A 13,555-nucleotide genomic window follows, 5' to 3' on the forward strand; every position below is an offset into this window, starting at 1 on the left:
CGATGCAGTCATGACTGCTGCGATTGAGAACCATCGGGCTCGCCTGCGCGCGGGGGAGATCTACAACGGACTGTGGTTGATGTCGACGAGTCCGGAGCTGGCGAAGGCCGGGTCGGCGGCCGGATTCGACTATGTCTGCCTCGACCTGCAGCACGGGCTGGTGCGGCCCACCAATGTGCTGCGGCTGACCGATGCCGTGCGCGCCAGCGGGGACGCGCTCGTGACCGCCCGGGTCGCGGCGAACCGATTCACGGAGATCGGTGCGCTCGCCGACGCCGGAGTCGAGGCGATCATCGTTCCGCTCGTGTCCTCGGTCGACGAGGCGCAGGCCGCGGTGGCCGCGCTCGACTATCCCTCGCGGGGCGGGGACCGTTCGTGGGGACCGACAGCCGAGATCATGCACGGCGCTGTGCAGGACACCCGGGATGAGCGGCCGCTGCTGTTCGTCATGATCGAGAACGAGGAGGGACTGGCCGCGGTCGAGGACATCTGCGCCGTGCCGGGAATCGACGGGGTGTACGTCGGTCCGTCGGATCTCGCGTTCGCCGTCGGCGCGCTGCCCGGCCAGCACAACGAGGCCCACGCCGAGGCGCTCGTGCGGATCCGCACGGCCGCCGATGCCGCCGGGGCGGTTCCGGGAATCCACTGCGGCGACGGCGAGGAGGCGAAGCTGCGCAAGGAACAGGGCTTCCGTTTCATCACCTCATGTGGTGATTTGGGTGCGGCGGGCCGAGCCTTCCGCGAGGATCTGGGCGCAGCCCGGGGATGAAACGTTCCCCAATTACTACCCGACGGCGGCCCAGCAACCTGGCGCGAGGTATCTGGGCCGCCGTCAGGTAGCATTAAGGGGCGAGTACAGTGACAGGCACCGACTCGAGAGGACAGAGCATGACCACAGAGACAGTGATACAGCAGGCCACCTCGCCCGAAACCACGACAGCCTCGACCGAGACCACACCCACCTCCACCACCACCGGAGCCGACCACACCGAACACGTCGACCTCCTTGTCATCGGCTGGGGCAAGGGCGGCAAGACCCTGGCCGGAACCATGGCTCGCGCCGGCAAGAAGGTCGCCGTCGTCGAACAGTCGGAGATGATGATCGGCGGCTCCTGCATCAACATCGCCTGCATCCCCACGAAGATCCTCGTCCACGACGCCGAGAACAAACGCGCCGATGACGACGTCGACGAATACTTCGCCAAGGCCGTCGAACGCCGCGACACCCTGACCGGGGCGATGCGGAAGAAGAACCACTCGATGCTCGCCGACCTCGACTCGGTGCTGCTGGTCAACGGCCACGCCGAGTTCACCGGCGAACGCGAGGTCCGTGTCACCGGCGGCGCCGACACCATGACGATCACCGCCGACACCGTCGTCGTCAACACCGGATCCGTCGCAAACATCCCACCCATCGACGGTGCCCAGCTCGGCGGCCGCATCCACGACTCCGAATCGCTGCAGCACGTCGACCCGTTCCCGAAACGCCTCGTCATCGTCGGCGGCGGGTACATCGGACTCGAGTTCGGATCGATGTTCGCCCACTTCGGCTCGCAGGTCACCGTCCTCGACCGCGGACCCCGCCCGCTAGCGAACGAAGACGACGATGTCGCTGACGTGGTCGCCCAGGCTCTCGCCGACGACGGGGTCACCATCGTCAACGACGCCTCCGTCACTGCAGTCGACGACGGCGCTGACGCCGCGACCGTGACCTACGAGGTGGGCGGTGAGACCAAGACCATCGATGCCGAGGCGGTCCTCCTGGCCGTCGGACGCAAACCCGCGACTGCGGACCTCGGCCTCGAGAAGGCCGGCATCGACACCGATGATCGCGGGTTCATCGTCACTGATGAGTACCTGCGCAGCTCCGCCGAGGGCGTGTACGCGTTCGGCGACGTCAACGGCGGACCGATGTTCACCTACATCTCGCTGGACGACAATCGGATCCTCGCCGATCAGCTCCTCGGCGACGGGAAGCGGTCGACGAAGGATCGCGGTTCCGTTCCGTACACAATGTTCCTCACCCCGCCCGTCGCCCGCGTCGGCCTGACCGAGAAGGCCGCTCGCGACGAAGGCTATGAGATCAAGGTCGGAGCGAAGCTGCAGGCCGATATCGCCGCAGCGCCGAGGGCGAAGATCGAAGGCGACCCGCGCGGAATCGTCAAGTTCGTCGTCGACGCGAAAACGGACCTCGTCCTCGGCGCGGCCCTCGTTCATGTGCACTCACAGGAGGTCATCAATACCGTGGCGCTCGCCATGCGCCACGACGTCACCGCGACCGAGCTGCGCGACACGATCTACACCCACCCCTCGGCCACCGAGGCGCTCAACGAGGTACTCGGCGCACTCAAGTGAGAGCCGCGATAGGCTCACCATCATGAGCCGTCGCATCGTCATCACCACCGATTACCTGGAGCCCGGCGACAGCGTCGACCGGCTGCTGCGGGAGAACGGGCTCGATCCCGTGTATTCCCCGGCGGCTGGTCGACGCACCGAGGATGTACAGCGCAATCTCCTCAAAGGGGCCGTCGGTGCCATCGTTGCGAGCGAACCGATCACCCGTGACATGCTCGCCGAGGCGGCCGACCTCCGGATCCTCGCCCGCAGCGGAGTCGGATACGACTCCGTCGACACCACCGCGGCCCAGGAGTTCGGCATTCGCGTGGCAAACACGCCCGGCGTCAACCATCACGCCGTCGCCGAACTCACGCTCGCTCTCATGCTCAACTGCGCCAAACACTTCAGTGACGTCATCGCCGGCACCAACGCCGGTCAGTGGCCACGCATCGCAGGCACGGAACTGCGCGGCAAGACCCTCGGCGTCATCGGATACGGGCCCAGCGGCAAGGCAATCGCCGCAATCGGTGCAGCTCTGGGCATGAAAGTCATCGTCGGCACTTCCCACCCCGACACCGAGGCGGGCCCGAGCATCGAATTCGCCGACGTCGACACCGTCGTCGCGGCCGCCGACTATCTCACCCTCCATGCCCGAGCGGCCGGCACCCCGATGATCGACGCCGACCGGCTCGCGGCGATGAAGGACACCGCGTTCCTCATCAACACCGCCCGCGGGTCACTCATCGACGAGGCCGCTCTCGTCGACGCGCTCGAACGTGGCCAGATCGCCGGTGCCGCCCTCGATGTGCTCGAGACCGAACCGATGTCGAAAGACAACCCGCTGCGGAACTTCGACAACGTCTGGATCACCTCCCACCTGGCCGGTCAGACAGTCGAAGCCAGAGAGCGCGTCGGCATCGCCGCAGCCCGAACCGTCATCGATGTACTCGACGGAAAGGAACCCGTCGGACTAATCGTCTGAGCGCATCCGAGCTCACACCTCAGCGCCCTTACGCCTCCGCGACCGCACCCTGACGATGATGAGCACGGCCAACCCCACCGCCGCCAGGACCAGCCCGGCGAGGAACCCGTAGAAGGGGAACCCGTACTGTGTCACGGAGAACTCCTGGCCGGTGACGGTGTCGCCTGAGCAGGTCAGGCTCGGCGGGAGATAGTCGGCGGTGACGGAGAATCCGAGCACATCGTTGCCGCTGACGGACTCCGGGCAGATCCCGAATCCGTCCGACTTCGCATACCACTGGAGGCGCTGGCCGACCATCATCAGCGGGAGCACGAAGACCCCGATCCCGATGAGCAGCAGTGCCCATCGATCCACGCCGCCGTCACCCCGAGGGGATCGGGCCGAAGCGAGCAGTCGGGTCACCGTGAACGCAAGCAGCACACCGAGGAGCACAGCGGAGCCGAGCGCCGCGAGCCCGGCCGAGGTGATGAACATCGCCGAGGTGGCCCCGGAGTGTTCGATCATCGCCGTACCGCCGTCGTAGGTCGAGGCTTGGCAGACGAATCCGAATGGGGCGCGATCGATGATTTCCACTGCATCCGGATCGACACCGAAATCCGTGACCAGATCAGAACAGGCGCCGGCGCCTCCGCGTGCCTGGGCGAGTGCGGTCGAGATCCAGGAGGTCACCCACTGCGCCACGTGGAGAAGCAGAGCGATCGCCATGGCAGCGCACGGAAGCAGAATCGCCATCTGCCAGCGCGAGAGCCGACGGACGAAGCGAAAAGGTCCCCGCGCTGCGGCCCGCACTGTCGTCTCCATGCGTCCACATTAACCGGAAGAATATCGCGACAACCCACCTTGAGTGATGCTCAGGGTCTTCTCACAGGAAGAGCTCACCCTCGGCATCGGCGGTGAACGCCCTGGCCAGAGCCGCCTCGGCGGTCATAGGGTGAAGGTATGGCGAACTCAGCAGATTCCTCAGCCCAGAACTCACCCACCCCCACCCTCGACCTCAACGACGGACGCGCGATCCCGCAGCTCGGGCTCGGTATCTACGCGATGAAAGGCGAGGAAGGCGTCGACGCCATCGTGGGTGCCGTCGACAACGTCGGCTACCGCCTGCTCGACACCGCGGTGAACTACGAGAACGAGCGCGAGGTCGGTCAGGCCATCGCCGACTGCTCCGTCGCTCGCGAGGACCTGTTCGTCACGAGCAAGATCCCCGGCCGCCATCACGGCTTCGACGAGGCGATCGCGAGCACCGAGGAGTCCCTGGCCCGGCTCGGTCTCGATTACCTCGACCTCCACCTCATCCACTGGCCCAATCCCAGCGTCGGCAAGTACGTCGACACCTGGCGCGGGCTCATCGAACTGCGCGAGCGCGGGCTCGTGAAGTCCATCGGCGTCTCGAACTTCACCGCGGACATGCTCACCGAACTCATCGACGAAACCGGGGTCACCCCCGCCGTCAACCAGGTCGAGCTCCACCCGTACTTCCCGCAGGCCGATCTCATCGCCTTCCACCGCTCCATCGGCGTGCAGACCGAAAGCTGGTCCCCGCTCTACCGTGACCAGGGGCTCTTCGACGAAACCCCCATCGCCGAGGCGGCCGCCGCCCACGATGTCACCCCCGCCCAGGTGGTCCTGCGCTGGCATATCGAAGTCGGTTCCATCCCGATCCCGAAGTCGGCGAACCCCGAACGCCAGCGCCTCAACGCCGCCGTCTTCGACTTCGCCCTCACCCCCGCCGAGGTGGCTGCGATCTCCGGGCTCGAGCGCGGTCGGATGAAGGACCGGGATCCCCTGACGCACGAGGAGATGTGAGGCCGGGCCTCATTGCTGCCGGCTGGCCACGCATGTCAGCTGCAGATGGAAGACTGGCGGCATGGATCGAGCCATGACCGTCGTCCCGAAAGACGAGCTGAAGGCCTTCGTTGACCCTGGAACCTTCGCGCGCGGCACCGATTATGCGCGCAAAGGTCAGGTGCTGCGGATCCTCTGGCACGAATCCGACCGGCAGCTCGTCGCCGATGTGGCCGGCTCCGCGGGGTTGTATCAGACCACGATCACCTTTGATGATTCAGACGACGGCGGACCCGGCGAGATCGTCGACACCGTCTGCACCTGTCCGGTCGGCTACGACTGCAAGCACTGCGTGGCCGTGGTCATCGTCAACAATCAGCAGATGCTCGAACAGCGGACCTCCGCGATCATGGACGACTATCGTCGCGCGATCGGAGAAGACGAAACTGAACACGTCAGGGGTGCCGACCCTTCCGACTTCGGCGCGATCATTGGTGGCGGGCGATCGACAGTCAGACAGGTTCGGGTACCGGAATGGAGACAGCGGCTTGACCGCATCATCGAGGTCTCGCGTCGGCCGAGCGCGCAGCCCGAGACCGTGGCACTCGGCTTCGAACTCCACCGCGCCCCACAGCGCAGCTACTTCAATAGGTCACCATCGAGACTCAAGGCCGCTGAAATCCCTGATGAGGCGGAACCGCAGCTGCACGTCCGGCCGCTGATCCCTGGAGCGAAGAACAACTGGATCAAGGGGCAGGCCGGCTGGCACTGGTTCACCTCACGACTCAACGCCTCGCGCTTCGACGCCGACCAATTCGAATGGTTCTACCGACTGGTCACCCTCGACGACGGGCTCGGCCGATTCGGCCATGCACAGTCGTCGGCAACGATCCGGCTCGACGACTTCGGCTCCCCCTTCCTGTGGGAGCTGCTCGGTCAGGCCGCTGATCTCGACATTCCACTTGTCAGCGCCGACAAGCAGATCGCAATCCGGCTGGGGCAACGGGCCGAATTCCAGCTCGATGTCACGCGCAGCGACGACGACCTCGTGCTCAAGTCCGCAGTCGTCATCGACGATCAGCCGGTGCAGGCTCACGAAGTCCGGCCTATCGGACTCGGCGGCGTGTACCGCCTGGACATGGTGGGCACGGCGAAAGCCGTGGTCACACTTGCGCCACTGACCGAGCCGATGACCGAGGCACAGCGCACCCTTCTCGAAGGGCCCGCGGCCACAAGGATCCCCGAACAAGGGCACGAAGATTTCGTTGACCGCGTCCTCCCGCTGCTGCGGAAGTCGCCCGAGAGGCGCGGCGGGATCCGGGGAGTCGGGAACGGGAAGAAGTCCGACCTCGGCGCCACGAACAGCGGTGCCGGTGACCGAGTCATCAGCAGCGACGGATCCGTGCACCTGCCCGTCGAGAAGTCCCCGCACCTCAACCTCCACATCAGCTACGACAACCCCGACCAGCACAGGTCCGCCAGAGGCGGCTCAGACAAGAGCGACCGCGGCCCGGGCCGATCCAACCCGACGATGCGTCTGAGCTGGTCATGGACCTACTACTCGCCACAGCGGACATTCCACTTGGTGCCCCATCGCAGCGAACTGTCCGACCAGGTGCGCGGTCGCGACCAGAAGTTTGAGCACGCCGTCCTCCGTCGCCTGCGCACCATCGACCCCGACGCCGCCCGAACGGAATCGACCATCCTGACCGGCATCGACGCCGCCACCTTCAGCACCCGGATCCTGCCCCGAATCCAAGAACTTGATGACGTCACGGTTACCTTCGCCGACAGCGACAACGCCCCGGAATTCCGTGAACTCGACGCGACCCCGCAGGTCAGCCTCCGCACGCAGGCGACCGATGACTCGGACTGGTTCGACCTCGGCATCGACATCACGGTCGATGACCACGAGATCCCCTTCGTCGAACTCTTCACCGCGCTCGCGAGGGAGCAAACCCACCTCATCCTCGACGACGGATCGTTCTTCTCCCTCGACAACCCCGCCTTCGGCCGTCTGCGTGAACTGCTGACCGAAGCGAATGCCCTCGATGGCTTCTCGCCGGAGAACCCGCAAATCAGCCGCTACCAGACCGCCCTGTACGACGAACTCGAGGATCTCGCCGACGACATCGCCGACGATCCGAAGTGGATCGAACTCATCGGCGGGCTGAGGGACCTCGATACGATCGCCGAGGTGGCCGTGCCCGACACCGTGAACGCGCAGCTGCGGCCCTACCAGGTGGAGGGGTTCCGCTGGTTGGCGTTCCTCCGGCAGCACCGCCTCGGCGGGATCCTCGCCGACGATATGGGTCTGGGCAAGACCCTGCAGACGCTCGCTTTCATCGACCACGACCGCACCGAAAGCGAGACCGAGACTCAGGCCCCATTCCTCGTCGTCGCCCCCACCTCGGTGGTGGCGAACTGGGTGCTCGAAGCCCGCAAATTCACCCCGCACCTGAGCGTGACGGCGGTGGGAGAGACCGCGAAGAAGCGCAAGCGCTCCGTCGCCGCGGCGGTCGCCGGTGCCGACATCGTCGTCACCTCGTATGCGGTGATGCGTCTCGACATCGACGAATTCGCCGCCCTCGACTGGGCAGGCCTCATCTACGACGAAGCCCAGTTCATGAAGAATCACCAGGCGAAGACGCACCGCGCGGCGAGGCGACTCGAGGCGCCGTTCCGGCTGGCGATCACGGGCACGCCGATGGAGAATTCGCTCACCGACGTGTGGTCGCTGGCCGCGATCACCTCGCCAGGACTGTTTCCGAACGCGAAGCGCTTCAGGGAGGACTATGTCCGCCCGATCGAATCGGGAGAGTCTCCCGAGCGGATGGGTCGGCTGAGGTCGCGGTTGCGGCCATTCATGCTGCGCCGGACCAAGGATCTCGTGGCCGCAGACCTGCCGGAGAAGCAGGAGCAGATACTCGGGGTCGAGCTGGAGCCAGCGCACCGGCGCCTCTACGACACGGTGCTGCAGCGCGAGCGTAAGCAGGTGCTCGGCCTCCTCGGGGAGTTCGAGAAGAACCGGTTCGCGATCTTCCGGTCACTGACGCTGCTGCGGATGCTCGCGCTCGATCCGGGGATCGTCGCCGAGTATGCGGACTCCGGGATCGCCTCGAGCAAACTCAGTGTGCTCATGAGCCACCTCGCCGAGGTCCGGGATGAGGGTCATCGGGCGCTCGTGTTCAGCCAGTTCACGAGCTACCTGCGTGCGGTGGCGGCCGAACTCGAGGACAGCGGGATCGACTACGTCTACCTCGACGGGTCGACCAAGGACCGCACGAAGGTCATCGAAGCCTTTCGGGAGGGCGACGCTCCCGTGTTCCTCATCAGCCTCAAGGCTGGGGGATTCGGCCTCACCCTCACCGAGGCGGACTACGTATTCCTGCTCGACCCGTGGTGGAATCCTGCGGCAGAGAATCAGGCAGTCGATCGGACCCACCGCATCGGGCAGACCCGGCAGGTCATGGTCTATCGACTCGTCGCCGAGAACACGATCGAGGAGAAGGTGCTGGCGCTGCAGACGAAGAAGGCCGAACTCTTCACCGCGCTCATGGACGACGGAAGCGCATTCAGCGAGGTGATCTCGGCGGCGGACATCAAGGGCCTGCTGGAAGGGTGAGCTGGGGCCGAGGTCAGTCGCCCGGAACCTCGACGAGGTTGCCCCTGATTCCGTCGAGAAAGCTCGCCCCCAGCGGGGTCAGGGACAAGAGTTTGCGTTTCGCCCCGGTCCGCGGGGCGGCGACGGCGGTGCTCTGCAGCAGGTCGGAGTCCTGTAGGCGTTTGATCGTACGGTAGAGACCGCGCTCGGTGATCTGCCAGCCGGTGGCGGCGGTGACCGCCTCGGCGATGGTCGAGATCTCGGCTGGTTGATGCGCGGCGACGAGGGAGAGCGTGACCGGGGTGAGCATCGACTTCTTGTACGTCTCAACCCAGGAGTCGACTCGATGGTCGATCCACTCCTGCTCCTCCGGGGAGGGGGACACGGCCACACTCAGTCCTCCCAGCCGCGGCCGAGGACCGCGCCGACGAGGTGGATGAGCAGGCCGAAGCCCCAGAGGGCACTCATGACGATGGTCACCCCGAACCACGAGCCACCGAGGGCGGCCTGAGCAATGTCCGAAGCGCTCTTGTCGACAGCGCCCTCGGCCATGAGGCGAACGATCGCGTGCAAGTTGTACGACGTGCTCACCGTGACGAACGCGATGACATGAGCGATGACGACTCCGAAGCGCACGCGTTTGAGGACGCGCCGGTTCCGCCACAGCCATACTGCGATGCCCAGAGCCACGACGGCGGTGAGGATCCCGGCGAGGATGGTGACCTCTCCGCCAGTGGCGGCGATGACGACCTGGACAATGGTCATGGCGATGATGAGGCCGAGCGCATAGGGGAGCAGGAGTGTGCGGACGTTGGCGGGCGATGACATCTGCGGCAGTGTAGACATACTGGTACTGTACCTATGGTTCACTACATGATTCAAGAGTCACATTCTTGCGGCGAGGACCGCCACAGCCAGCTTTCTGACACTCATCACATCCGCACATCGGCTCCCATGAGCCGATGCGATCTCTGCTGACCGCACTCGGTCTACCCGGCTGACCCACGCCTGTCCCGGGTGGACTGTGCGTGCCTCGGCGCAGATCCGTCAGAAAGCATCATCATGACAACATCCTCTGAAACCGTGCCCGAAAACTCGGGCCGACATTGGTTCGGCCCGTTCCTGCGGCGCCTCCACTTCTACGCCGGAATCCTCATCGGCCCGTTCATCCTCGTCGCAGCGCTCAGCGGGGCGGCCTACGCGATCAGTCCGACATTGGAAAAGTTCGTCTACGCCGAACAGTTGAGCGTTCCCCCGACCGCCCACCCGCTCCCGCTGGCCGCGCAGATCAAGGCGGCGAACGCGACGATCGGGGACGGCGCCGCGCACTCGGCAGTGCGCCCGGCACCCGAGCCCGGAGACACCACGCGCGTGATGTACTCCGACCCCAAGCTGGGGGAGAGCGGATCCCGGGCTATCTTCGTCGATCCATCCACCGCCGAGGTGGTCGGTGACCTCACCGTGTACGGAACCTCGGGAGCCCTGCTGCTGCGCACCTGGATGCTGTTCCTCTCCGCCACCGGAAGCACTTGGTCCCAGCTCGGCGGCGAGAACGTCACGAAGCTGCGCGCGGCACTGAGCTGGGAGACACCGGCGATCTCCACACAGCTGGCAGGAGAGTCGGCCACGGGGTCGGCTGATGCAGGCGGTGCCGGCGACCACTCCGGCCATGAAGGACACGAAGGACACGAGGGACACGAAGGACACGAGGGACACGAAGGCCATGACGCCCACGCCGAGCACAACGGCGACGAGGCCGGCACAGGACAAGGGTCGACGACCGATACCGCCGACGTCGACCCGGCCGATTTCGACATGATGCTGGCCATGGCACACGGGGTCAACATCGACACCAGAGCGGTCGAAATTCTGCCGGCTACGGACACGAACTCGGCGTGGGTGGCCCGGGAGATCCAGCGCAACTATCCCACGAAGGTCGACGCCGTCACCTTCGATCCGACGACGATGGAGGTCACCGATCGCGTTGACTTCGCCGACTACGGTCTTCCGGCGAGGCTCGCCCGCTGGGGCATCGACCTGCACATGGGCTCGCTGTTCGGTCTGGCCAACCAGTTCGTGCTCTTCGTCCTCGCCATCGGAATCGCGGCGATGGTCGTCTGGGGCTACGTCATGTGGTGGCAGCGCCGCCCGAAGCACGACCCGACGAGACGATGTGGGGTAAAGCCACCCCGTGGAGCACTGCTGAACGCGCCGTGGTGGGGAACCGGCGTCATCGTCGTCGCGGGAATCGGCATTGGAATATTCCTGCCGATGGTGGGGATCAGCCTGGTCGTGTTCCTCATCATCGATGTGGCCCTCGGCGTCTTGGCGCGACGACGAGAACGAGTGACGGACTGATCCCGGCGAAGCCCCGGTGCCCGACGTGCCCTAGGCATCCAGCCTCAGGCGTCGGGCACCGGGTTCGCTGCGGAGCCCTCGGTGACGGTGAGGACGATGACGCTGCCTGAGTCCACGCCCAGGTGCCGGCGCCGGGACTCCGCGTCCACACCGGCGAGTGCCTCTCTGACCCCCGCCAACGAGGCGGCTCCGCAGGGTCCCGCGGCCACCCCGAGATCGGCGAGCCGATGCGCGGCATCGATCGCGGCAGCGTCGCTGACCGTGACCGCGGCATCGAGGCCGTCACGGACCAAGGGCCACGCCAGCGACGAGGGGGTTCCGCAGTTGAGGCCGGACATGATCGTCTTCCCGGTCTCCACGGTCACCGGATGCCCGGCATCGAGGCCCGGTCCGATGCACGCCGCCACTTCCGTTTCGACGGACACGACTGCCGTGTCCACGGCGCCGGCCGCTCCCGTACGGGAGGCATCGTCGCCGACGCTCGCCCGCCGGTAGTGCGCGAGCGCGGCCTGCAGCAGAGACCCGACTCCGGTCGGCACGGTGATGAGGTCCGGTGCGTGATGGCCGGCCTCACTCAGCTGAGCGTCGATCTCACGAAACAGCGTCGAGTAGCCTTCGACGATCCAACCGGGAACCTCTTCGTAGTCGTCCCACGCGGTGTACTGGACAAGCACCCCGCCGTTGGCGGCCACATAGTCGGCGGCCGCTTCGACGGACTGGTCGTAGTTGGCGTCGAGCTCGACGACCTCAGCATCTTCACCGCGGATCGCGGCGACAGCGCTCGGGTGGATGCCGCCTGCCGGCACGAAGATGCGAGCCGGACGACCAGCCTCCCGGGCGAACCTGGCTACGGCACGACCGTGGTTTCCATCCGTGGCGGTGACCACCTCGGCGTCGGTGTCCGCCTGCGCCGCCTCAAGGGCACGGTGGACGGCCCACGAGGCACCGAGTGCCTTGAACGCGGGCATGCCCAGCCTGGTCGACTCGTCCTTGGCGAAGACCGCGGCGACCCCGAGTTCGCGGGCGAGCTCCGGCAGTTCGATGAGCGCGGTGGGCTCGTAGCCGTTCAGTGTGCGGTGGAAGTTCAGGGCCGCACCGTCCTGGTCGGGACTTGACCAATTGTGGTCACGGTCGTTGGCGGTCCATGCGGCGGTTGTCGTGGTCATGAGCGGTTCCCTTCGGGCAGGCGTGAGGTGACGAGTGCGGTAAAGAAGTCGATCCCCGCACCGAGGATTGCGTCGTTGAAGTCGAAGTCGCGGCTGTGCAGCGGTGCCGTGCCGCCGTCGGCAGTGCCACTTCCGACAGTGCCACTCGTGGCCGGGGAGTGGGACTTCGTCCTCATCCTCCTGGTCCAGGACATGGCCGAGTACACGGAGCTGACGAGGCAGTTGTTCTTCGGCGACGACAACATCCGCCGCTTCAGCACCCAGGTCGTCATGGACGCCGCAAAGGTCGGTCTCACGGTCCCGTTGGGGTGATCAGCCGATCAGTCGAAGCTCACCGAATTCCTTGGCTCGGTGCGGACCGTGAGTTCGAAGACGTCCGGGCGGGAGTAGTGGCCGACGACGTCGAAGTCGAGGTGGGAACGCGTCTTCGCCGTCGGATCGATCTCGGCATAGAGGATCGTCTCCTCGTCATAGACAGGGCCGGCCAACACTTCTCCGGTGGGTGCGACGATGATGCTGCCGCCGCGGATGGCCGTGCTGCCATACGGCAGGTCCACTTCGAACGGGTGATCATTGGGATACGCGTCCGTAGTGATGAACTGGCAAGCGGAAAGCACATGTGTGCGCCCTTCGAGCGCGATGTGCGTCATCGTCGCGGCCCACGTCGGCCGGTCATCGACGGTCGGAGCGCAGTAGAGCTCCACGCCCTTCGCATACATCGCCTGTCGCAGCAGCGGCATGTAGTTCTCCCAGCAGATGACCGACCCAACGCGTCCGAGCGGAGTATCCATGGTGTCGAGGGTCGACCCGTCGCCGAAGCCCCAGATGAGCCGTTCCGAACCGGTGGGCATGAGCTTCCGGTGTGCGCCCGCGACTCCGACCTCGGGGTCGAGCATGAGTGCAGTGCAATAGAGTGTGTTGCCGAGTCGTTCGATGATCCCGATGACGACGAAGAGTCCGAGTTCTTTGGCAGGCTCAGCCAGTCGTTCGACATCCGGCCCGTCGAGGGTCACCGCGCCGTTGCTGTAGCGCTCGTACTGTCGGCGCCCGTCATCCGTGCGCAGTCCCACCGGTGCGCCGAAGGTGCTGCCCTTCGGATAGCCGCCGATGAATGCCTCGGGGAAGACGGCGATCTCGGCGCCGTTGTTGCGAGCCTCGGTCATCAGGCGAATCGCCTTGTCGACGGAGGCGTCGATGTCGAAGGGAACTGATCCTGCTTGGACGACTGCTGCTGTGGGCATGTGGCTGACCTTCCTCGCTCTGCCGAACACTTCTTGCTCTCACTTTCGACCGCGAGGTGGGAAAGGTCAACTCCACGACAGC

At 65.8% G+C, this 13,555-nt stretch carries 12 protein-coding genes; 7 read left to right on the plus strand and 5 right to left on the minus strand.

Annotated elements, in window-relative coordinates:
- Positions 1–10 precede the first annotated feature (10 nt).
- The 3 genes from BLIN9172_RS13490 (at position 11) to BLIN9172_RS13500 (ending at position 3,319) form a co-directional block, all read left to right on the plus strand.
- The gene (locus BLIN9172_RS13490; protein ID WP_164742740.1) at positions 11–769 is read left to right on the plus strand and encodes an HpcH/HpaI aldolase family protein; all 759 of its coding nucleotides are present in this window, start codon (positions 11–13) and stop codon (positions 767–769) included.
- 119 nt (positions 770–888) lie between these two features.
- Complete coding sequence (locus BLIN9172_RS13495; RefSeq protein WP_101555523.1) at positions 889–2,355, plus strand: dihydrolipoyl dehydrogenase family protein; 1,467 nt, start codon at positions 889–891, stop codon at positions 2,353–2,355.
- A gap of 22 nt (positions 2,356–2,377) precedes the next feature.
- Positions 2,378–3,319 carry a phosphoglycerate dehydrogenase gene (locus tag BLIN9172_RS13500; RefSeq protein ID WP_096168351.1) on the plus strand — a complete coding sequence of 314 codons (942 nt, stop codon included), beginning with the start codon at positions 2,378–2,380 and terminating at the stop codon, positions 3,317–3,319.
- Positions 3,320–3,331: 12 nt separating this feature from the next.
- Here BLIN9172_RS13500 and BLIN9172_RS13505 read toward each other — a convergent pair whose 3' ends face one another.
- Positions 3,332–4,120: a hypothetical protein gene (locus tag BLIN9172_RS13505; RefSeq protein ID WP_096168350.1), complete on the minus strand. Its 789-nt coding sequence runs from the start codon at positions 4,118–4,120 to the stop codon at positions 3,332–3,334.
- A gap of 138 nt (positions 4,121–4,258) precedes the next feature.
- On the opposite strand from BLIN9172_RS13505, the gene BLIN9172_RS13510 reads away from it, so the two are divergent.
- Together BLIN9172_RS13510 and BLIN9172_RS13515 are read left to right on the plus strand one after the other, a co-directional pair.
- Positions 4,259–5,125 carry an aldo/keto reductase gene (locus BLIN9172_RS13510; RefSeq protein WP_101555524.1) on the plus strand — a complete coding sequence of 289 codons (867 nt, stop codon included), beginning with the start codon at positions 4,259–4,261 and terminating at the stop codon, positions 5,123–5,125.
- Positions 5,126–5,186: 61 nt separating this feature from the next.
- Positions 5,187–8,729 (plus strand): DEAD/DEAH box helicase, encoded by a 3,543-nt coding sequence (locus BLIN9172_RS13515; RefSeq protein WP_101555525.1) that lies wholly within the window; start codon positions 5,187–5,189, stop codon positions 8,727–8,729.
- A gap of 13 nt (positions 8,730–8,742) precedes the next feature.
- On the opposite strand, the gene BLIN9172_RS18160 is transcribed toward BLIN9172_RS13515, so the two are convergent.
- Positions 8,743–9,099: a helix-turn-helix transcriptional regulator gene (locus BLIN9172_RS18160; RefSeq protein ID WP_101555526.1), complete on the minus strand. Its 357-nt coding sequence runs from the start codon at positions 9,097–9,099 to the stop codon at positions 8,743–8,745.
- A gap of 2 nt (positions 9,100–9,101) precedes the next feature.
- Positions 9,102–9,554, minus strand: a complete 453-nt coding sequence (locus BLIN9172_RS18165) for a hypothetical protein (RefSeq protein WP_101555527.1) — start codon at positions 9,552–9,554, stop codon at positions 9,102–9,104.
- Between the two features lie 216 nt (positions 9,555–9,770).
- Between BLIN9172_RS18165 and BLIN9172_RS13530 the strand changes: the two genes are divergently transcribed.
- Positions 9,771–11,066, plus strand: coding sequence for a PepSY-associated TM helix domain-containing protein (locus BLIN9172_RS13530; RefSeq protein WP_096168427.1), 1,296 nt, complete (start codon positions 9,771–9,773; stop codon positions 11,064–11,066).
- 44 nt (positions 11,067–11,110) lie between these two features.
- On the opposite strand, the gene BLIN9172_RS13535 is transcribed toward BLIN9172_RS13530, so the two are convergent.
- On the minus strand, positions 11,111–12,232 hold the full coding sequence (locus tag BLIN9172_RS13535) for a pyridoxal-phosphate dependent enzyme (protein ID WP_101555528.1): 1,122 nt from the start codon (positions 12,230–12,232) through the stop codon (positions 11,111–11,113).
- A gap of 138 nt (positions 12,233–12,370) precedes the next feature.
- On the opposite strand from BLIN9172_RS13535, the gene BLIN9172_RS18310 reads away from it, so the two are divergent.
- Positions 12,371–12,544, plus strand: a complete 174-nt coding sequence (locus tag BLIN9172_RS18310; RefSeq protein WP_205751059.1) for an Lrp/AsnC ligand binding domain-containing protein — start codon at positions 12,371–12,373, stop codon at positions 12,542–12,544.
- Between the two features lie 8 nt (positions 12,545–12,552).
- Here the strand turns inward: BLIN9172_RS18310 and BLIN9172_RS13545 are convergent, their stop codons facing one another.
- Positions 12,553–13,473, minus strand: coding sequence for a carbon-nitrogen hydrolase family protein (locus BLIN9172_RS13545; RefSeq protein ID WP_101555529.1), 921 nt, complete (start codon positions 13,471–13,473; stop codon positions 12,553–12,555).
- Positions 13,474–13,555: the final 82 nt, after the last annotated feature.

The organism is Brevibacterium linens ATCC 9172 (assembly GCF_900169165.1).
Taxonomy (GTDB): domain Bacteria; phylum Actinomycetota; class Actinomycetes; order Actinomycetales; family Brevibacteriaceae; genus Brevibacterium; species Brevibacterium linens.